Raw genomic sequence first — 23,200 nt, forward strand, 5'->3', positions numbered from 1 at the left:
GAGCAGCGACGGGCCGGACATCGATGACTCGGGGCCGGTCAGCGCTTCGTCGACATCCGAGAGCGGCAGCAACGCCGTGTCCTCGCCCATCCGAGCCACCAACGGGGCCAGGACCGCCCGGATCTCCTCATCGGTGGAGAAGGTGAACCCGGGTGCCCAACCGGGATAGACCAGGCTGTCCATGCCGGTCAGCGCGTCGGACAGTTCCCGTTGCGCGGCCAACACCTCGATCACCGCCGTACCGATACCGGCGCCCGACTCTGTGGCCGCCCCCAACGCCTCGTAGGCATCGCTCAGCCGGGTCGCGGCCCGCTCCAGCGCCGCGCGCAGCTGCTCGGCCAGGTCGGCGGGGAGCTCAATCTCCGAAGGTGGCGTGGGCAACGAGTCCGGGTCGGTGTTGGCCAATTGTTCGCGCGCGGCCTGCCAACCACCAAAACGGTCGTGAATCATTCCAGCCGACGGGATCCGGCGCGGCAGCAGAGACATGCGCCAGGCGTCGTACTCCCGGGGGGTGCCGGCCCCAGAACGTGCCATTTCGGCGAGCATTTCCAGCTCGGTGTAGCCGCGAGGTGTCGGCGGCAGGCCGGCCGCCCGCAGCGCCTCGTTCCAGCTCAGTCCCAGCGACCGGTAGAACCGGTAGGACACCGATCCCAGGTCACGCCACTGGTCTTCGGTCGGGGAGGTCCCCTGCCCGGCGGCCACCCGGCGCACGTCAGCCCGGAAGTCCGCCCAGGCGAAGGTCTGTCCGGCGCGACCGCTGGGGCGACGGTTACCGGGCTCCGCTCGCCCGGATGCACTGATCGGAATCTCTGAAGGCGGCGTTGGCAACGACGCACGGTCGGTGCTGGCCAAACGTTCCCGCGCGGCCTGCCAACCACCGAACCGGTCGTGAATCATCCCGGCCGACGGGATCCGGCGCGGCAGCAGAGACATGCGCCAGGCGTCGTACTCCGCAGTGGTGTCGGCCCCCGAGCGCGCCATCTCGGCGAGCATCTCCAGCTCGGTATAGCCGCGAGGTGTCGGCGGCAGGCCCGCCTCCCGCAGCGCCTCGTTCCAGCTCAGCCCCAGCGACCTGAAGAGGCGATACGACTCCGTCCCCAGCCGCTCCCATTCGGCCCTAGTCGGGGAGGCCCCCAGCTCGAAGGCCACCGCACGCAGATCGGCGAATATGCGCTGGCGGGCGAGAGGAACAACGGCGGCGTTGCCCAGGGCGTGCCCGGCAAGCGGGGCGGCGGGCGGCAACGCGAAGGTCACGAGGGCGACCAAGGCGAGGGCCGCGCCGCCGATGAATGCGCCACGGGCGAACCCGTGCGCTGGTCCGGGCCGGCCGAGGTTGCGCAGCCAGTTGCGGAGCCAGATCCCGACTCGCAGCCATACCGGCGGCGCGCGGGCCTGCGCCGGGGACCATCGCGTGTCGGGTCGCGCGACCGCGCGCGCTCGGCGGTCCTCCGGCCCGGCTGGTGGGTGATCGTCGCCGTTCGGCCCGTCCACCGCCGGGTCCGGGCCGCCACGGGCGTTGCCGGCCGGAGTGGCCGAGGCGCCGCCACCGCGGTTCGGACCGGAGCCGCCCGGTTCCAGGGGCAGGTTGGCCCGCAGGTACGAGTAGACCTCGCCGATCGGGACGGCGGCGCCGACAACGATGTTGTAGCCCACCAGCGAGACCCGCTGGCCGACGACGGAGAGAACGGGCCCGCCCGAGCTACCGGTGTCGACCCACGGATCATTCGTGGCGATGGTGGTGGTCGGCAGTGGTGTGATCGCACCGCCGTTTCTCGGGTCGTAGCTGGCACGCCGGGAAGACGTCCTGATATTGGCCTCGCCACCGCTGACCACCGGAATCCGCGAGTCGGGCAGCCCCCACATGGTCGGGATGTCCCGAGTCTGGTAGCCGACGTTGATGACTCGTTGGCCCGGGGAGAGCTGGGCGAACGGCACCGGCTCCAGGTTCAGTGGCGCCGCCTGCGTGGCGTCGATGACGATGACCGCGAGGTCGAATTCGCGCTCCGGATGCCGCAGCCAGATCGTCGCCTGGAAACGCTGCCCGCCGATCCGGACGACGATGTTGCCGGCGTTCTTGACCACGTGGTCGGCGGTCAGCAGGTAGACGAAGGTGTCGTCGATCGCCACGACCGTAGCGGCACCCCCGCCGGGGCCTTGGTCATCGACGGTCTCGACCCGAGCGACGCTGTCGAGCGCCGAAGCGGGCAGGATCTGCTCACCCTGCTCCGGCGCTTGCAGCGCGAAACCTCGATGCCCACCGGGGATCAACCGGAAGCCGTGCGGGTTGGTCGAGCGCCGAGCGGTGCGCTGGCGAAGCGGCGCGACCTGCTGGGCGTGCTCCTCGGTCCACTCCGGGTGGGCCATCCACACGAGCCCGTTGCCGAACAGCTCGCGTCGCTCGTCTTCGTCGTACGCGCCGGCGCGCAGCGCGGACAGCGTTCGCGTGTCGGCATGGAACCGGCGGTTGGCCGGCTGGATGGCCGGGCGCGACTGCTTGCCGGTAGCCGCGCGCATCAGGTCGTCGAAGCTGTCGTATGCGTCAAGACCTTCGACACCGGCTCGCCGGAAATCCTCCAGCGGGAGGCCGGCCAACTCCGCGAGCTCGGTGACCGTCAGCGTCTCGACCGGCGCCAAGCGATCGATGATCTCGTACTCGTGCGGACGCAGCGGGCCGGACGCCCCGGCCATCGGGAGCAGCGCCATCGTGTCGACGCCCGTCGTGTGACCGGTGGCGATCAACAGCAACGCGATCGCGCCGCCGACACCCGCGAACACCCGCCAGTTGGCCGGGAGCGGGCGGGCCATGTCGATCAGACCGTGCCGGGACGAGGCGTTCAGCGCGATCAGGCCGCCCACGAGGAAACCGCCGAGGTGAGCCTGCCACGAGATGCCCGGCAACATGCTGGCCGCGGCGTTCATCCCCACCCACACCAACGTGCCCCGGCTCACCGACCCGGTCTGCCGCCATTCGGCGGCCACCACGTAGCCGATGAGCGCGGCGATCGCGCCGGAGGCACCCACCGCCGCCGGCGCGTGCAGCGCCACCGCGGCCATGCCTCCGCCCAGCATCCCGACCACATACAGCCCGGTGAACCGGGCCTTGCCCAGCGCGGGCTCCAGGACCCGGCCGACCATCCACAGGGTGGCCATGTTCGCCGCCACGTGCCACAACGTGACGTGCAGGAACCCGCCGGTGATCATCTGCCACCAGTGGTCGGGGCTGAATCCTTGGGTGTGCAGGATCAGTGGCTCGGCCAGCGGGGACAGCCCCAGCGCGGTGGCGAGGAAGATCACGACGTTGGCGACGATCAGGCCCCAGGTGACCCATGGCCGTGCGGCGTTGTTCCGGGCGTCGCCCAGCCGGTCGGCGCGCTCGCGCAGCTCGGCGAGCTTGTTGTCCATGCTCCGCAGTGAGCTCTCGGTCTCGGTCCGGGTCTCCGAGGGCAGGGTTGCGAGGACACCGCGCAGCGCCGCCAGATCGGCCGCCGCTCTGGTGAGCGCCCCCCGTGCCGCCGCGAGCTCGTGACGGTCACCGGCCCGGCCGGCCCGGTTGAGGGCGAGCTCGGCCTGCTCGAGCAGCTCGAGTATCCGCGGCAGGAACTGGTCGGCGTGGGCGCCGGTGCGTGCCGGATGGTCGGCCGGGAGGCGGGCGGCGCGGGTCCTCGCCATCCGGAGCGACATGTTGTCGAGCTGTCCGTTGATGGCCAGCAGCGGGTGCGCGGGGTTCGCATCGGTGAAGTGGTGGCCCGCGGCCCTGTCCACCTGGTCCTTCCAACCGCTGAACAGGTCGTGGATCCCACGGTCCCAGGCGGCGAGCCGCTCCAGCTCCTTCATCTCGTCGTAGGTGGCCTGGTCCATCACGACGAAGCCGAGCCAACCTTCGGCCGGTGGGTTCGCCCAGGCGAGGATCCCGACACCGTCGATGCCCAGGTGATCTCGAGCCCACGCCTCGAGGCCCTCGACGATCAGGAAGGTGGCGGCGCCCCGGTTCTCACCGGGCCGACCCACCGCAAACTGGTCCTCCTCGTCCGGCGAGATCCGGACACGCAACCCACCCGCGTCCGGATCGGCAAGCGCGGCCGCCAGGGCCTCACGCAGCGTGCGCAGCTGGTCGAGCTGTTCCGGGGTCACGCTGTAGCCGCTCAGTGCGGCGCGACGGCCCAATCCCGGCGGGATCGAGGAGCTACCGAAACCTCGGCCCAGCGCGACAGCGGCCGGGATCCGGGCGGAGGTTGAGGTGAGCACGGCGCGCGCGGTCAGCGCGAGCACCACCACGGTCGCCGTGAGCACGGCCGCCACCGGCCCGAACACAAGCACCACCAGGACGCCGGCTATCGCCGAGGCCGGCAGGTTCAGCCACGCGGTGCCCAGCACGTCCCGAAGCCCCGGCGGTGCCAGCTCCGGCAGGTCGTGCCGAGGCCGTAGCGCCATGGCGAGCAACCCGCCGATGAACAGGCCAGCGGCCAGGACGGGCGCACCCACCGACAGCCCGGCCATCGGCAGCCCGCCGGCGACCGCGATGATCACCGTGCCGGCGAACATCACCACGGCGAGCCGGGTGCGAAGCACCGGCCCGGCGGGCGTGTTGGTGACGGTCCAGAACGCGGTCGTCACCACGGCGACGCCGATGACGAGGGCAACCGCACCGGGAACGCCGAGCAGGTGCAGTGCTGCCGTGATCACGGCGGCGAGAGCGACCGCGACCATCGGCGGACCTCGGGCGCCGTGGAGTGCCCTCGGCACCCCGTAGATCCAGAAGACGCTGCCGGCCACGATGATGACGGGCACGGCCAACGGCGCCCCGGCGACGCCGACCAGCAGGGCGCCGGCGCCCGAGGTGAGCGAGAGCGCCGCGACCCACGCCATGCCCGGGGGCAGCGTGCGGTAGGGCCCGCGCTCGGTGTCCGGTTGCGCTTCCTCGGCGCCCGGCGTGGCCTCGTCGGGGTTCTTCTCCTCGGACGGCTCCTTCTCTTCGGACGGCTCAGGGTCCGCGGCGGGCTTGAAGAACTTGCCGGGGTCCATGCCCTCCGGCCAGGTCAGCTTGTCCGACTCGGTGTCTGCCTGATCCCGCAGCCCTTGTGCCTCGGCGCGCAGGCGTGCGGCCTTCGCCCGGAGTGAGCGCGCCCGCTTCGAGTCGGGGTTGGCGGGAACGTGTATCAGGCGGACGGAAGGTGAGACAGGGTCGGCGGTGAAGCGCCCTGGCAGCTGCAGCCAGCCGCCTTGCTCCGCCGTGTCGGCCTGCTTGTCCGCCTCGTCGGCCTGCCTGTCCAGTTCGCCGGCCCGCTGGTGCAGGTTGATCAGCAGGATCAGCGCGTTTTCGAGCGGCACGGTGACCCGTGCGTCGGCGGGGAGCATTCCGACGAGGGCCGTCAGGGCGTCGAGCGTGACCTCGAGGTGGCGGCGCTCCGGCCCGGCCGGCAGGTCGTTGCGGGCGAGCCGGGCGAGCAGCCCGATTGCCTGGCCGGCGGTTGTCGCGGCCTGGTCGCCGACCAGCCACGGCTGGCCATCTGGGCCCCGAACGTCGGCCCCGGCCGCCAGCGGGGCGAGGGCGTCGGCGGCGCCCCGGTAGTCGCCCCGGTCGGCCATGGCGCGGGCCTCACCGATCCGCTCGGTGGAGAGCCCGGCGTCCGTCGCGGTCATGGTCGGGTTGGTGCCGCTGGACGGCGAGCTCCCGGGCGTCGCTGGCCTACCCGAGTCGCCCGACGCGCCGGCCGTGCTGCCCTCGCGGGTCTTCCAAGGCTTGTGGCCCCTGTCGAACAGGTCGTTGTGGTAGCCCAGAGCCCTGTCCTTCGCACCCATCTCGTCGTGCAGCGCCTGGGCGGCGCGCTCGAGGGCAGCGGCCGCTTCCGGATCGTTCGGGTTGCGCCGGGCCTCGAACAGCGCCTCGTAGTAGTCCTCGCGGGCTTTGTGCGCCTTCTTGGTGGCCTCGTCGTAGGCGTCCAGCGCATCCTTCTCCCGCCGGGTCTGGCGGTCGACCGGCTTGCTGCCGGCGGCCTGCTTGCGCCAGGTGTTCACCGGGCTGCCCGAGTGGGCGGCGACCGCGATCGACTCGGCGAACCGGATGCTGATGTTGATCAGGCGATGCTGCCTGCGGTTTGCTTTTCGAGCGTTCTTCTCGGCCTTCTCGAACAGCTCCTCTGCCCGCTTCTTCTGCTCGCCGGTGAGCTCGCCCGTCTTGCCCTTGCCTTCCTCCAGCAGCTTGTCCAGTTCCTTCTTCGGCGCGTGCTTGCGGAGCCACTCGTCCGTAACCGACAGCATCTGGTCGGCGGTGCCGCGTTCCTTGGCGTTGCGCGGTCCCCGGCCGAACAGCTGCGAGTCCTGGCTGCTGGTTTCGCCCTTGGCGCTCTGGCCGATGTGCGTGCCGCCGGCGTCGTTGACCCGACGCTGGGCGTCAGCGTGTTCGGCGTCGGTTTGGCCCAAGAAGTCCTTGTCGCCACCCCAGACGAAGTCGGTTGCCCGGCCACCGGCCGCGGTGACGATGGTGATCTCACCGGGCAGCTTGGCCCTGGCGACGGTGTCATCCTCGGTGTCTCGCCACTTCGGCAGCGCGTTGACCAGACGGATTCGGAAGCTGTCGCCGTCACCGGGCTCGACGTCGGCTTTCACCCCGTCCTTGGCGAGCGCTTCGGCGATCTTGCGGGCCAGTCGCTCCGCGTGCGGGATGCTGATCACCCCGATGACGGTGGACTGGCCCTTCTTCATGCGCTCCAAGGTGTCGGCCACGCGTGCGTCGTCGGCGCCACCCTTGCCCCCGAAGGTCCAGAAGATCCTGCGGGGCACGTCCACCTTCGGCATGTTCTTGACCCCGATCGGCACCACCCGCAGCCGGTAGAACTGCCAGAACAAAGCCTTGTCGGCTTCGGCGGTGCCGGTGAGCCCGAGGCGCACCCCGGTGTAGCCCTTGAGGAACTTCGCGCGGGTGATCGAGCTGATGATGCGCTGTGGTTCGTGGATCGGCAGGTCGTAGAGCGCCTCCATGATGCGGTGGGTGTCACCGTTGAACCGCAGGTGCGGGTTCGACCGGCCGGTGCCCTCGGACAGCAGCACGATCGCGTCATCCTTGATGAACTTGCGGTTCTCGGCGTAGCGCCTGCCCTTGTCGAGCACGTCCAGCACCCGGGCGCGCTGCTTGTCGGTCAACCCGCTCAACGCCCGCCGCCCGGAGCTGGTCAGGAACGGCCTTCCGGAGTCGGTGAAGTCGTAGTCGCCCCGCTCGAGCTTGTTGGCCCAGTTGACCGCTTCCTTGATGGCGTGGTTGCTGCGCGACTTGCGAACGTTGGCGATGCGTTCGGCGATCACGCTCGGGTGCAAGGCTTGCCAGTTCAGTACGTCGTCGGCCTCGTCGACCACGTAGTGGCGCCGCTCGCGGATGATCTTCTGGCCCTCCGGGAGCTTCTTGTCCCGCTGGTAGGTGTGCTCGAAGATCGACGGTTCACCGGCCGTGATGTGCTTGTCGAACTCGGCCTTCAGCTCGGCGTCGGTCATACCTTGCTTGGCGTGCCCGATCTGCATGCCGAGCAGCTCCAGCGTGGACTCGAAGTCCTTGACGAAGCCCTCGGCCTTCTTCGCGGTGTGGAACACCGAGTGCACACCGCGGTCTTCCAGCGCCAGCCAGTAGTCGACGGCGCCGGTGATCAAGGTCTTGCCGGCGCCCATGCGCAGCTCCAGCACCAGGCCGCGGACCTTGCGGACGATCCCGGGGCGTTCCTCGCGGAGCGCCAACTTCGCGATGGCGAGTGCCTCTGTCTGGTGTTCGTGGTACCCGTTGTCGTACTTGCCGGGGTTCGCGCGCTGTGCGGCCTTGAGGAACTGGCTGACGGCCTCGCTCTGGGCCTCACGCAACGGCTTCTGGCCGGAGCTCACCTGCGCCAGCAGCCGCTCGGAGCCCTCCAGCGGCTGGGCGCCGGCGTCTGTCTCGCTCGGGGAGCCCTTGGCGGCCTTGTCGCCTTCGGCGGGCCGGTTACCGACCCACTTGGGCAGCTGAGGAGCTTCCGTCCGGCGGAGCTCGAGGACGAGTGCGGTGATCTTGCCTCGGCCCGGGCGCATCGCCAGCTTGACGTCCGCCAGCAAGCTGGCGGCTTCCGCGTCCGACAGTGGCTTGGAGCCCCGGTTGTCGAAGACCTGGACCTTGCCGCCCTTGCCCTTGACGAGTACCGCCAGGTGGGAACGGTCGCTGCCGGGTTTCCAGCCCCAGAGGATCATCTTCTTGCCGGGGCGCACCCAGAACCTGGTCATGCGCTGGAGTGCCTTGTCGCCGTTCGTCGGCAGGAACTTGCCGCCGAACATGCGCTCCAGCAGGGGCTTGACCTTGCCCGAGTCGTGGTCGCCCGGCTTCGCGGTGATCTTGCTCGGGTCGACCTTGCCCGGGTCCCGCTTGACCTGCGCCACGGTCACCGGGACGCAGTTGTCCTTGCCGCACATCGGCTTGGACTCGTCGCCGCTGGTGTCGTGACGGGTGTGTGGGTCGCTGTTGTCGCCCGGGGGACCTCGGGGGTCCTTCGGGTCGTGGACCGGCCTGCCTTCGGCCTGGTGCTGAGGCGGGGTGTCGTCGTGTGGTGAGCCCTGCTCCGGGCTGTGTGGATCGGGTCCGGCGGCGGCGAGCGGGCCATCGCCGCCAGAGCCGGCGCCATCGCGCTCGGCCCGGGTCCGCGACCCGCCGGCTGGCAGCCCGTAGTCGTTGTCACCGGGCGGTGTGGGGTTGCGGCCCGGCTTCGGCGTGTGCCCGCCAGTCCGGTTCTGGCCGCCGTCGCTCTGGCTGGACGAAGGAGTCGGCGGGTTGTTCGTCACCGGCACGACCTGAAGGTCGGGATCGGCATCGGGGTCGTCGGTCCGGGTGTCGGTGTGCGGGTCGATGCCGTCGGCGGCGTCTCGGGTCCCGGCGCCGCCGGTGCCACCGCTGCCGTGAACCTGGCCGTCGGCGGGAACCGCGCCGCTCCCGGGCTGCTGGCCGCCGCCGTCGACCCGGCCGCCGCCGAGCATCGCGCCGTCGTCGCCGTGGACCTGGCCGGCTTCGCCCGGCGTTCCGGTGCCGGAGTGCCCATCCTCGGCGATCGCGCCACCCTCACGCCCCGAATCGACCCGAGCGCCGGGCCGGCCGTCGGCCCGTACCCTTCCGTGCTGGACCTCGCCGCCCGATGCAGCCGCCCCGGCCTGCTGGTCGCCGCCCTGGCCCAGGATCCCGGCCTCGCCCGCGCCGGCCACCCGGCCCTCACCGGTCGGGTTGAGCGCGACCACCTTGCCCTTGAGGTTCTCGGCGCCCTGACCGGCCACCCTCGCCACGCCCTTGGCGCCTCGGCCAATCAGGTTCCCCGCGCGCACCAACCCCGAGATGCCGTGGTCGAGCAGGCCGAGCATCAGGCCCTTGACGCCGCCACCACCGGCAGCGGCGTCGGCCGGCTCACCCGAGGGCCGAGAGCCGCCGGTTTCCGATTCGGCGTGCGGGCGTCCCTCGCCGGGGTTGCCCTCGTGCTCGGCGGGCCGAGCCGGTGCTTCGTCATGCTCAGCGGGCCGAGCCGGTGCCTCGTCGTGCTCGGCGGCCGGCCTTGCCGCCGGGCGCGTCCCCACCAGCGGCGGCGGCTCGCTGTCCGGGGCAGGCCGGGACTCACCACCGGAGCCTGCGTCACCGTGCGGCGGCCCGCCGGGCGGAGGCGACTCACCGGGCGCGCCCTCGTCACCGTGCGGCGAGCCGTCACCCTCGATGCGTGGTTCTCCCTCGGCCGGTGGCTCGGTGCGCGGCTCGCCGCCGGAGGAGCTCTCGATGGCCGGCCCGTTGCGCACCCGCGACCAGTAGCCCCTCGGCGAGTTGTCGCCGTGCCACCAGCCGCCGACCCCATCGCGCTTGATAGCGAAGCCGTGGGCAACACCCCTGCCCAAGAAGCCCAGCCCGACCACGCTACCGAGACCGGAGTCGATCCAGAAGTCCTGCCGCTGCGCGGGCGTGAGCTTGTCGTAGTTCTGGAACCCATGGATCGTGGAGTCCACCTGGTGGTACACGAATCCCGTGTTGCCGACCGCGCGCGCGGTGGCACCGCCGACCCGCAACCCGGCCGCGACGCGCGGCGCGGCCGTCGCGATCCGCATCCCGGTTGCGCCCTGGATTCCCCTCAGCGCGTTGATCTGGGTGGCGAAACCGCCGGCGAACCGTGCGGCGGTGCCGACGCCGACGAGGGCGGTCAAACCAACCGTGGTCCACAGCGAGCGGGCGGTCGGATCGGACAGGCTGATGCTCTTGTTGTGAGTTCCCCGGCGTACAAGCTCGTCGGACGCGGCGGCGCCCGCGGCGAGACCGCTGATGAGGAACGCGGAGGTGGCCCACCCCGCGCCGGGCACGGCGAGCAGCGCGACAGCACCGGCCCCGAGCGCGACCCGCCCGGTCCACTTCAGGACGGACTGCTCCACCGGCACCTTGTGTCCGTCGGTCCCGCGCAGCCGCGCCGAGGTTACCGAGCCCGGTTCGTATGCCTTGTCGTTCAGGTTGGTGGTCAGCACGACGTCCTGGTCGTCGGCCAGGTCGTTGTTCAGCTTGTAGTCGCCGAAGGCACCGCTGACCCCTTGCTTCCGGTCCCCTTCGTAGACCCCGCCTTGGGCATCGACCAGCCTGACGCGTCCGCTCTTGTCAGTCACCCGGAACAGCGTGGTGGGCGGCAGGAACTTGCCCTTGTGGTTCGGGTCGGGCATGAACACGTTGATCGCGGCGACCTCGCGGGTCCCGTACTTCTTGAGCGCCGCCTGCGCGCTCGCCAGGTGCTTCTGGTTGATCTTTCCTTTCTCTTCGGTGTTGAGCATCTCGAGGAGCTCTTTTTGCCGGGTGGGATCCTTCGTGAGGTCCGCGACGGCGGCGAGCTGGCCCTCCTTCTCGCGCGGACCCATCTGCGAGGCCCAGTGCGAGACCACGTCCTGGTCGATGCCTCGGTAGAGCTTGCCGGCCCAGCCGGGGTAGTTCTGGTACTGACCCGCGTTGGCCAGCGCGTTGAACACACCGAGGAAGTCCGTCTTCCCGGTGGACGGCAGCCCGAGCATCACCCGGCGTGAGGTGTCGACCGCGCAATCCTTGGTCAGGCACATCGGGTCATCGGCGTTCTTTGCCGCGTAGGCCCACAGCCGGGTGTCATACGAGCGGGAGCCGAAGTCGCGTGCGGCGGTCTCGTAGTTCAGCTCGGCCACCCCGGCCAACCCGCGCAGCGCCTTGGCGAACGCTGGGTCGGAGGCATCAATCTTGTCCGCGAGTTTGTTCGCGCGTTTGTTTATCGAGTTCCACGCCTCGAGGTCGCGCAGCATCTTCGGATCATTAGCATTGCTAACTATTCCGATGTCATAGGTCCGCAGCGCGAGGGTGTCTGGTTTCTTTCCAGGTAGCGGATGTACCCGAGCTTCCTTCTTGAGCCCCTTGTCGATCTTGTCGATCTCCTTGGAGTCGGCTCTGATATCGCGCCCGAGCTTGTTGATGTGGCGGGCCTCGGCCGGGGTGACGTTCTTGCTCTTGTTGAGCGAGGCGACTTGGTCGCCGAGGGCGAGGCTGCGCCGGCGCAGGTCTTCCTTGCGGCCGGTCAGGGTGAGGCGGGTGAGGTCGGTGGCGGCTGCCTGGGTCTGCTGGGCCGGGGTGAGCTTGACGTACTCCCGTGGGCACGCCTTGGCGCGACACCCCGCCTGGCGTCCCTCGTGCAACCCCTCGGCCTGCAGCCGCCGCTCCTCCTGCGGGGTGGACACGATGACCCGGTTGTACTTGTCGACCTGCTGACCCCGGGCGTTGACGCCCAGCCCCTTCTGCATGCCCTCGCTGAGGTTTCGTGGGGTCTTGCCGGGGAAGTAGCTCGGCAGGTTGCCTCCGCCGAGAGCCTTGACCCGGCGGTCAATGAACGGCTGGAGCTGGCCGTCCGCGGCGTCCATGTCGTCCAGGCCGTTGACGATCTCTCGGTTGAGCTGCATCCTCGGGAACCGCTTGTTGGCCGTGGCGATCAGCCGCTGCTCGCGCGGGCTGAGCGCCGAAGATGAGAGGGACCCGTTCCGCTCGGCCCGCTCAGCCTTGTCCAGTGCCGTCTTCAGACCCGGCAGTTTCCGGTTGGCCTTGGCGAGATCGTCGCGCAGATCCGACTCGGCGGCGACCGCCCTGGCTCCGGCGAACGCCTGCTCCACCTCGGTCAGCGGCCGCAGGCTCTTCTTGTACTGCTGTTTCTGCGGCTCGGTCAGCTGGGCGTAGCGCTTCGGGTCCAACGGAGGCAGGGGGGAACCCGGTTTCAGCCCGAGGTCCTTGGCCCACTTCTTGTCCACCGGGGTGCCCATGTTGGGCCGGGTGTAGCCGGGGTCGAACAGGACCATCCGGCTGGGATCGAGGTTCCCGCGCCCGAGGGTGCGCCGCCCCGGCTCGCCGTAGCACGAGGTCGGGCCGGCGCCCTTGCCACAGGACCAACCGTCGTTGGTGCCGTATGTGTCGGTGTCGGTGCGGTTCGGGTAGAGCAGGATCGCCGGCTTGCAGTCCGGCTTGTCGCATTGCAAGATCCTGCGGTTCTTGCCATCCGGGGCGAGGGTCTCGCCGTAGCACTTGCCGCCGCCGTAGCACTTGGAGAACCCGCCGTTACCCCTCGGGTCGCGGTAGCCCTGGATGTAGGCGCAGTCCTTGCCGGCGCAGTACTGCGGGTCGCCTTCCTTGGTGAAGCTGTGCATCTCGCCGTCGCCGTGCAGCTTGACCTGGAAGTAGCCGTACGGCGTCTTGCTCGTCCAGTTGCCGGCGAACTCGTCATGCATCTCGCAGGTCACCGGGCACTCCCGTTTGCGCGGATCCACCTGGGGGATCCGTTTGCCGGTGAGGTCGCGCGGGAAGCCCTCCGGCGGGGTGTAGACGGTGCACATGTTGTTGGCGTCGCACACCCTGCTCGGGAGCATCTTCTTGTTGTCGGGCAGGTACTCGGAGCACATGCCCCTGCAGTCGAAGAAGCCACCGTCGCCGTGCTTGTCCGGCGTCTCCACGATGAGCCGGTCGCTGGCTTGCGGCTTGCCGCCGCCTTGGTCACCGAGGCCGCGCAACCCGCCGAGGCCGCCGAAGCCGGCCAGGTTGTACGGGGAGAGTCGCTGCGGGTCCGTCGGCCCGTGGTCATTGGTGATCTTCTTGCCGTTGGCCAGCTGGACGTAGCCGTTCTGGCCGTAGATCTCGTAGCGGCCGCGCTGGCCGTTTCCGCCCTCGGTCCAGAAGATCGAGGTGTTGGGCGCCGGTTTGCCGTTCCATGTCGTGGGGTTGGGCGTCGAGGGCCCGTCGCCGAAGGCCTGCATCACCACACCGGTGGGGGCGCGGACCTGCCCCTTGCCGATCAGGGTGCCGAAACCGCGGCTGCCGGAGCTGTTGTGCCCGGTGTATTTCAGGTATCCGGTGGGGACGTTGATCTTGTCCGCGTGGCCCTTGTAGCCGAGGCTGCCGTGGCAGCCGGCGTTGCAGGTCACCCTTGGCGCGGTGCCCCGGCGGTCGGTGAAGTCCTGGCCGCCGCCGTTGCGGTAGTACATGGCCTTGGCTGTGCGGCCGTCGATGATGCGGCCGGCGCCGCCCACGGAGCCTCCGCCGCCGCCGTCGCGGTAGCGGCGCACCTCGGCGCTGCGCTGGCCGGCCACCTGGTTCGGCGCCTTGTTGCCGGTGTTCGGCCCGGTACCGACGAACGGCAGCTTCGGGTCCTTGGGGTTGTACCCGCCGCTCATTCCCTGGCCGCCGCGCACACACGGGTTGGCGGTGCACGCGCCGGTCTTGGTCTCCTTGGGGTTGCCCGGGACCGTTCTGGTGTAGCGCGGTTTGCCGTCGGGGCCCTGATCGATGACGATCTTCTCGGCCACCTTGCGGCTACCTTGCGCCTGCTCCCGCGCGGCCTGCGCGGCCCGCAGGGCGGCCATCCTCGCCTCGTACACCTGCCTGCCGGACGGGGCGGTGATCTGGACGTTGGCGGGGCCTCCCTCCTTCTGGAAGTGCTTGCAGTCCTCCTGGCACTTGGCGCCGCCGTCCTTCTGGTTCGCCCAGGCCTCCACGCCACAGCTGCCGTTGGAACCCCGGCAGGTGCCCTCACCGTGGGAGGTGATGCGCTTGCCTGGTTCTTCCCAGGTGGGCGCGAAGCTCTGGTCGTAGTTCGCCTCGGCGTGCGCCGCGAACGGCGCGGGGCACTTCTTCGACCCGATCGTGCAGGTGGCGGCGGCGTGCGCGGTCATGGGCCCGACGCTGGCCTGGGTGGCCGCCACGACGGGTTTGCCGGGCGTGTGGCTGGTGCGGTCGACCTTGCCGTGTGCCCAGTTGCCGCCGCCTCGAGCCTTGCTCCGGAGGTGGCAGGTGATGCCGACGCATTGGCCGTTGGTGTCGGCGAGTCCCATGGCGGTGGTGCCGCCGCTGCCGACCTGGCAGGAGCCGGTGCCGGTGCAGCGGCTGGTGGTGCGGGAGTGCGCCTGCGCCCCGCCGGCCGCCTTGGTGACGCTGGAGGCGCGGGTTGGGCAGCCGGCCTTCGAGCCGTTGGCGCACAGGACGTCGACGGATGTGGAGGCGTTGGCGAAGCGGTCCTTGGGGCCGGCGCCGCGCGGCGAACTGGCGATCGAGCTGCTCAGGGTGAGCTGGTTCTGGCAGGCGGTCCTGCCGTCGCAGCCGGTGGAACCGGTTGAGGTGCTGCGCGTGCGTTCGGCCTTCGGGCCGGCCTGCGCGACGACTCGGCCGGTGAGCTTGCCCTTGCACCCGGCGTCCGGGCAGGACAGCTGCGAGGTGACCTGGGCGGTGCCGGAGAAGCCGGGGATGGTCTTGGTCTTGCCGTCCTTGCCGTGCTTGCCCTTGGTCGACGCGGCCGGGGCCTGGCCGCCGTTGTCGCTGGTCGTCACGGTGACGTCGCTGCCGACCGTGCACCCGGACGGCCCTGATGTGCAGTAGCCCTTGGTGCGGGAGATGCCCACGATGCCCGAGGTGGCGCCGGTGGTCTTCGCCGTGCAGCCGGCGCCCGCGCACTGGGCGAAGGAGGCGGAGTTCGACCAGGTGGTCGGGAGGTCCTTGGCGCTGATCGGCTTGCCGGCCGCCGTGGCGGCTTGCTGGGCCTGCTTGGCGGTCTCGGCGGCCTTGTCGGCGGCCTTGCGTTGCTTGGCGGTCGCGCCCGGGGCGGCGGCGGTCTGCTTCGCGCGCTGCGCGGCCTGCTTGGCCTGCGCGGCCTGCTGCTTGGCTTCGGCGGTGGTGCTCTTGCGCTGTTCGGTGAGGATGTCGGCGACGACCTGGCCTGAGCCGGCGGTCGCGGTGGAGGTGGCCTGGCAGGCGGCACCCTTGGTGTTGCACGTGCTGGTCGTGGTCCCGGTGGCGGTTGGTGGGCCTCGGTTGCCTTCACCGCTGGCGTTGTGCCGGTCGCCGGCGAGCCCGGTGGCCGAGCTGCGCGGGCTGCCCTTGCACGGGCCGCTGCCGTCGCAGGTGAGGGTGGCCCATGCGGTGGTCCAGCTGGAGGCGCCCGGGACACCGGCACCGCCGGAGCTGGCGCCCGAGCCGGGGGCGGTGGCCGGTTGGTTCGGCCGCTGGCCGGGCTGGCCGCCGTTGCCCTGCCCACTCGGGGAGGCGGTCTGCCCGGTCTTGCCACCCCGGCCAGCGCCGCCGCTGCCGCCGATCTGCTGACCGGTGTTGGTGGCGTTGCTGGTGGGCTGGTCGGTGACCATCGGCCTGATGCTGTTGGCGTCCGGGTGGCTGGAGGCGGCTCCGTTGACCACCGCGATGCACCGGCCGCCGGTGGCGCCGGCGCACGAACCGGTGGCGATGTTGCCCCGGGGGGCATCGGATACCGACGGGTTGGTGGCCACTACCCGGGCGGTGATCTTCCCGCCGCAGGTGGTGTCGCATTCCAGCTTCCCGCCCACGATCGAGGCGGCCGAGGGTCCGGAGCCGAGGCGTTTGCCGTTGATGGCGTTCTGGTCGGCGTAGGTGGTGGCCGCGCCGGGGCTGCTGATCGCGGTGGACAGGGTCTGCACCTGGCACCTGGTGGTGCCCTTCTCGCAGCTGACCTCTCCCTCGGAGGTGCGCGCCTTGCCGTGGTTCACCGCGCCGTCCCAGGAGGCGGCGCGGGTGCGGGCGGTGCCCTCACAGTTCTTGCTGTGGCAGTCCACGCTGGCCGATGCCCGGGAGGTGGAGGTCGGCCCGGAGCTGGGCTGGCCCTTGAGCGGTTTGCCGTCCGGGCCGAGTTTGATGAATTGCGGCGCCGAGCTCGCGTCCGAGCTGGTCTGGCCAAGGCAGCCACCGTTGCGGACCACGCACTCGCCGGTGTCCGAGGAGCCGCGCCGGTGCTTCGAGACGCTGGTGTCCAGCGCCGAGGTTGCGGTGAACGCCTGCCCGCCGCAGGTGGGGGAGTCCTGGCAGCGGACCTGGGCATCGGCGTGCGACTCGCTGACCACGCCGGCCGGGATCTTCTTGCCGTCCGCCCGGGTCTGGGCCGCGCGGTAGGCGACCGCGGTGTCCGCCGCCGACCCGCAGGTGCCGTGCACACCGTGGACCGCGCATCGGGTGACGCCGTCGCTGTCCCGGAGGCCCTTGATGTCCCCGGCCGCCTCACCGGAGGTGGCGCCGCTCTCGCCGGCCTTGCAGTCCTTCGACTCACAGGCCAGGGTGCCGATCGTCTTGCTGGTCGCGCTCAGCCCTCGGGTCAGGGCGGCGAGCGGGCTGGTCTTCTTCGGCGCGCCGGTGCCGATGCCGGCACCGCTCGGGTCCAAGCCGGCGCGGATGTTGTCGACCACGCTCGAGCTGGAGTCGTTGGCGCAGTCACCCTGGGCGCCGCGGACGGTGCACTTGTGGTGGGCGTCGGTGGCGCGGGTCGCGGTCTTGCCCTTCTTGCCGGCGAGGGCGGCGGAGATCTTCGCGGCGGTGGCGGTGGTGCCCTTGCCCTTGCAGCCCTTGATCCCGTCGCAGTCCACGTCGCTGTAAGCCAGCGCCTGGCCGTCGGCATCCAGGCCGGAAGAAGCCGTGCAGGCCCCGCTCTTGATCCCGCAGCCGGCCTTGCCGGCCAGGTTGCGGCGGTCGGTGTGCCCCGGGGTCTCATCCTGGCCGGTGAGCATCTGCAGGATCTTGTCGCCGATCTTCGTAGCGCCCTTGCCGGAGCAGCCCTTCGCACCCTGAGCGCACCGCACCGAGACCTGCGCCGAGGGTCCGCCCGAGTTCGTCTCACCGCCGGGCTGCGGCCCGGTCTGCTCGTCGACGCCGACACCCACCGTGGTGATGAACTCACAACCCACCCGGCTGGCCGCGCAATGTCCCTTGCTGCCGGCCTGTCCGTCGCGCTTCGCCCGAGCCTCGGCCTGCTCCGGGGTCTCACCCGCCGGCGCTGGCCGAGATTCGCTGGCGCGCTTGCCGGTGGAGTAGCCGTTACATACCCCGTTGCGGGTGTTGCAGTCCGAGCCCGCCTGGCTCACGTAGGCGAACCCGGACAGCGCGCAGTCCTCCGTGCACTCCCCGTGGGTGTGCGACCAGCCCGCTCTCTTCCCGGCCGCGCGATCCTTCGCACCTGGCTGAGTCGGCCTCGCGCCGTCCTGGGTGCATCCCCGGCGGGCCTGGCAGAACGTCAGGGCGCTCTGGGTGTCGGCGGTCGAGGCCGTGTTGCACGGGCCGACACCGCACGTGGTCTGCGCGGTTGCCTTACCCGCCTTCACGTTGGTGCCGCAGCCCTTGGTCGGGTCGCAGAACGCCTTCGCCCCTCGGTTGCCCGCCTTCACCGCGCTCGAGCACCGGGACACCCCGACCAGACAGTAGGTCTGGTCTTGTTTCAGCTCGCCCGTCTTCGGGTCGATCGCGGCGGTCGAGCACTGGCCGAACACGCCGGTCGTCGCGCAAGCGGCGCCCGCGCCCTTGTGTCCCGGGTTCGCCTGCGCCGTGTCGTAGCCGGCGGCCTCGTACAGCTGGGCGGTCTGCGCGGCCAGCCGGTCCCGCCGCTGGTTGAACGCGCTCGCGCGCCCCTGGTACTCCGCCTTGGTGATCTTGCCCGCGTCCAGTGCCTTCTTCGACGCGGCCAGTTTGGTCTTCGCCGTACCCAGCTTCTGCTGTCCGGACACCACGTCGTTGATCAGCTGGCCGTCGTACGAACCCAGCTGGGCGGCGGACTCGTCGGCCTGCGTTTCCAGCTTCTTCTGCGCCGCGGCCTTCTTCTGGTAGTCGGCCTTCGTGATCTTCCCAGCCTCGAGCTGGTTCTTCGCCGTCTTCAGGCTCTTCTGGCCCTTCAACACCGCCAGTCGGTCATCCAGGGCGTCCTGGATGCCCTGCGAATCGGTGTTGGTCGTGCCGCCCAGCAGCCGCGGGGGGCCGCGGTTGGACAGTGACTGCGGCTGGCGGGTCTGCAGGTTGCCGTTGGCGAGGGCGCACTCGATCTCGGTCTCGCACCGGGTGCCGGCGAACTGGCCGTCGTTGTTCAACGCCCACCCGTTGTTCTGGCCACCACCGGCCGCGGCGCCCTGGCCACCAGCCTGACCCGCACCGCTCTGGCTGTTGCCGTAGTGGCCGCTGGCGGCGAGTGCTTCGAGGACGTCCTGGGCGGCGGCGGTGAGCAGTTGGCGGGCCTGGTCGCCGGCCTGCTGCCCGGCCACCCGACCGACTAGCCCGGACACCAGGTCGGTGACCCCGCCCAGGATCTGCGCGAAGTCATCCAGAGTGGCCGGCCGAGTGCCCTGACCGCTACCGCCGCCGTTGTTGGAGTTACCCCCGCCGGAGTTGCCGTTGCCGGTCGAGTTGCCGCCGGAGACACCGAGGGTCTTGAGCAGGTCGGAAACGAAGTCATTGGTCAGGTCGGTGATCTGCTCGGCCAACCCGCCTCGCTGGCCCTGGCTCTGCTGGTTGTGCTGGCCGGACTGGCCCTGGCCGCTCCCGGACGGGCGCGACAGGCCCAGCGAGTCGAACAGGTCGGACAGGAACTCCTCCACCGACCCGCCGATCGACCCGGCCCGTCCCTGGCTGTCTCGGACCTGGCCGGCGGTCTTGCCCACCGTGTTGTGGTCGGCCTGCGCCGATCGCCGACCCTCGCCCCGGACCTCGCTGTGGCCGTGCAGGCTGTCGGTCAGCTGGTCACGCAGCTCGTCGAGCGCCTGCTCGGTCCGCCGCCCGGCCTTTCCACCCGCGATCTTGGACACCACCCCGGACGCGGCCTCGACGAACCGCGACAGCACCCCGTCCAGACCATCCAGCTCGCCGGTGTTCTGGGTGTTCTCGGTGTTCGAGGTGCGGGCCTGGCGCCGGTCGCCGCTCCGGGTGTCCGAACCCCGGGCTCCGCCCCCATTACCGGCACCACCGCCACCGGCACCACCGCCGGTCAGCAGCCGCCCGAACACCCCGTCCAGCGCCTGCTCGGTCTGCTCCCCGGCGTCCTGGCCGCCGACCTGGGACACCAGCCCGGAAGCCAGGTCGGTGAAGTTGCCCAACGCCTGCTCCACACTCGGCGCCTGCCGCTGTTGCTGGCCCTGCTGCTGTTGGCCCTGCTGTTGTTGGCCGGCGGCCTTGGCCTCGGCCATGAACGCGTCGTAGTACAGGCCCTTCCAATAGTCCGCGTCATCCGAGAACGGCCCCGGATCAGCCGACCCGCCGCGCTGGCTGTTCTGGCCACCACCGTTGCGACCGGAGCCGCTGCCGCCCACGCCAAGCAGCTGCAACAGCTCGGAGACGAACCCGTTGGTGAGCTTGCTGATCCCGGCGGCGAGTTGCTGCTGGCCGCCGCCGTTCTGGGAGCCGTTGTTCTGGTTGGCCGGTGGACGCTGCTGCTGGCCGGAGCCACCCTTCTGGCCGCCGCCGTTGCCGAAGTTACCGCCGCCGAGCTGCTGGAACAGACCGGCGAGGGCCTGCTGGGTCTGCTTGCCGGCGTCCTTGCCCGCGACCTCGGACACGATCCCGGAGGCCAGGTTGACGAAGTTGCCCAGCGCCTCGTCCAGGTTCGGCCTCTGGCTGCCCTGGCTCGAACCCCCGCTGTTGTTGGCGCCCTTGCTGTTGCTGCCCTTGACGCCGAGCAGCTGTAGCAGGTCGGAGACGAAGTTGTTGGCCAGTTTGCTGATTCCGGCGGCGAGCTGCTGCTGCCCGGTGCTGTTCTGGCTGCTGGTGTTTTGGTTGGCGGGCGGGCGCTGCTGCCCGGATCCGCTCTGCCCGCCACCGGTACCGCCGGTGCCGTTGCCGCCGACACCCAGCAGCTTCAGCAGCTCGGACACGAAGTCGTTGGCCAGTTGGCCGATGGCCTGGCCCAGGTTGTTCTGCTGGCCGTTGCCGGTGCTGGGCTTTTGCGGGGTCTGGCTGGAACCACCACCGGTGTTGCTGGGGGAGCCCTTGCCGACGCCGAGCAGCTGCAGCAGGTCGGAGACGAAGTTGTTGGTGAGCTTGCCGATGTTCTGGGCGAGCTGCTGGCCGGCGCCGTTGTTCTGGCCGGACTGGCTGCCGCCGCTGTGGGAGCCGCCGTTGTTGCTCGGCGGGCTGTTGTGGCCGAGTGCGTGGGTGAGCTGGTCGGTCAGCTCGTCGAGGGCTTTGGTGACCTTCTTGGCGGCCTTCTTGCCGGCCACGTCGCGCACGATCCCGGTGACCATGTCGGTGAACCGGTCGAACGCCTCGTCCAGGTCCGGCTGCTGCTGGGGGCGCTGGGAACCTTGCCCGGCGCTACCGGAGTTCCCAGCGTCGCCGTTGCCGGCGCCTTTGCCGGCGCCGAGCAGCTCGAGCAGGTCGGACACGAACCCGTTGGTCAGTTTGCTGATCCCGGCGGCCAGCTGCTGCCCGGAGCCGGTGTTCTGGTTGGCCGGCGGGCGCTGCTGCCCGGAGCCGCTCTGGCCGGCACCGTTGCTGCCCGAGCCGCTGCCGATGCCGAGCAGCTTCAGCAGGTCGGAGACGAAGCTTTCGGTCAGCGTGGTGATGGCCTGGCCGAGGTTCTGCTGGGTCGGCCGCCGCGAACCCTGCGAGCCCTGCTGGCTTGTGCTGGTGCTCGGGCGGCGCGGGGTCTGGCCCGCGTTGGTGCCGCCGGTGTTGGTGCCGATCGCGTTGAGCAGGTCGGACACGAAGTCGTGGGCGAGCTCGCTGATCTGGTCACCCTGGTGGGAGGGCCGGTGCTGGGCGCCACCACCGCTGTGGGGGAGGCCGCCGATCAGGTCCCGGACGAACCCGAGGATTCCGCTGATGAAGTTGTCGGTCGTGCCGCCGGCCGGGGAGCGGTGGAGCTTGCTCGACCAGGAGGCCGGGTCGTTCTCGGAGGGACTGTCGTGCTGGGGGCGGGGGCGCTGCGCCGCTGGGGGGCCGCGTCCGCCGCCAACACCGGGGTGGTGGCCGGTCAGGCTCGGGTCCTGGTCGGTGCAGCCCAGCGCCAGACAGACGATGGGCCGCTCATCGGTCTCGGGTGCCAGGCCCGAGCCGGAGTGGGAAACATGCTTGGGGGCGCGCTCGGGCATGGCCAGCTGAAGATCGCTCGAACCACCGGCGGCGCCACTGTGCTTGTTGAGCTGGTTGCTGACCGCGAGCGCTTCGGACACCTGCCCGGTCAACTCGGTCAACGCCTCACGGGTGTGCGCACCGGCCTGCGTGCCGGCCACCCGGCCGACGATCCCGGACACCAGGTCGACCATCCCACCCATCACCTGCTCGACCTCGGCCGCCGGAGCCTTCACCACACCACCGCCGGAGCCGGCCTGGCGCTGGGTGGTCGACGCGCGGAACGGGTCCACATCAGCTAGGCGCTCATCCACCAACCGGTCGGACTGAGCCAGCCGGTCGGCGACGATCCGGTCGCTCACGGCGGTCCGGCCAGTCGCGGGGGTGGCGCTGCTGTCGGCCTTCGCGGCGGCGTCCGACACCCGGGCGGTGACCTCACGCGTCAACACCGCCGGGGTCGCGGCCGAGTCACCGTGAGCGGTGTGCTCGGCCTCGGCGGCGATCATCCGCTTCGGCTCGGTGGCGGCCTGGGCCTGGAAGGTAGCCGCACCCTTGCCCGGCTCCGATTCGGTGACGGGCTTGCCGTCCGCCGCCGGACCACTCCTGGCCGCACCGGCGATCTTGTCGAGCAGGTTGGAGACGAACTCGGTCACCGGGTCGACAACGGAGCGCACCGCCGACCGGGGTGCGGTGGCCGCTGTCTGCCGCGCATCCACCTGGCCACCGGATGCGGTCGCGTGGCCAGTACCGGCGCCACCGTGGCCACCGAAGAACGGCCAATCCACCCCGTCCGTGGCCACCGGTTGAGTGGCCACCGGCGCGTACTGGGCACGCAATTCGGCCAATGACCGCGACGGCTTGGCCACGGCCGCGGCCACGCGGCCATCCAACCCACTTGCCTGCTGGCCGCTGTTGTTCACCTTGGCCGGCTGGGCATTACCATCGCCGAAAGAAATCGACCAGTCCGAATACCCGGACTCGTCAGACTCGCCATCGGAATTCGGCTGCGAATAGGTAACCAATTCCACGGCGGGCGAGTCATTTCGCGGAACCGAAACCGAATCCGCTTCGACCGAGCCGCTCATCGAGACCAGCGCCGCGGCCATCCACAACATTGCCGCCCCGAGCAACACCCTCCCGAACGAGAGCGAGCCAGCCACTGACAGCAGTGCGCGCCCCAGCATCGACACGACGGCGCGCATGCGCCGCCTGTCAGCCGAAGACGCGATTACCATGGTGGATCTCACTCCAGTACGAGAAGGCCTCGTGGGCGGGAATTACTCGGAATGATCGGAACCAACCGCGGTCGTCATCACACGGAGGCACATCCTCGTCGCTCGGTACGTCACGAGCCGAACGAGTCGATCCGCAGTTTTCGATCGACGCAAACCACGCGGGTAGCGCATCCTCGGCAAGTTCCGAGTCGATCGAACCGCTGCCGGGAGGTTACGGCAGGCGCCAAGTTTATGTCCAGATCAGTTAAGGATTGCTTAATAACTCAACGGTCCATGAATTAGATCCACGATGGAGTGTTCGCGCAGCTGCCGTGGGCGTCGGCGGCGCTGGTGGTGCCGCGCCGAGGGGCGGCCTCGGCGGAGGTTCACCGAGCAGGTTGGGTCGCGCAAGGCACTCGGAAGCATCCCTTGGCATTTGACTTTGACGTGTGGCACATCTGTCTCCTGTGGCGAGAAGCGAAAATGACCAGCTCGCTCATGCACGACATTCGTGCCAGCTAATCCTCAGCACGGTCACAATCTCTCTGTCGCGACCGTCGTCATCAAGTGCCACCATCGCACTCGGTGGCCATCGCCAACTGGCCACGTGTAGCGGCCACCCGGCGGTGGCCACTCGCTCGCG

1 protein-coding gene is annotated in these 23,200 nt (G+C 70.3%); it reads right to left on the minus strand.

From position 1 onward, the window contains the following. Nucleotides 1-22,221, minus strand: a 22,221-nt coding sequence (locus ABEB12_RS20220) for a rhomboid family intramembrane serine protease (RefSeq protein ID WP_345702979.1), incomplete at its 3' end; no start/stop codon positions are given. Nucleotides 22,222-23,200: the final 979 nt, after the last annotated feature.

The sequence above is a fragment of the Actinospineispora eucalypti genome, assembly GCF_039543365.1.
Taxonomy (GTDB): domain Bacteria; phylum Actinomycetota; class Actinomycetes; order Mycobacteriales; family Pseudonocardiaceae; genus Pseudonocardia; species Pseudonocardia eucalypti.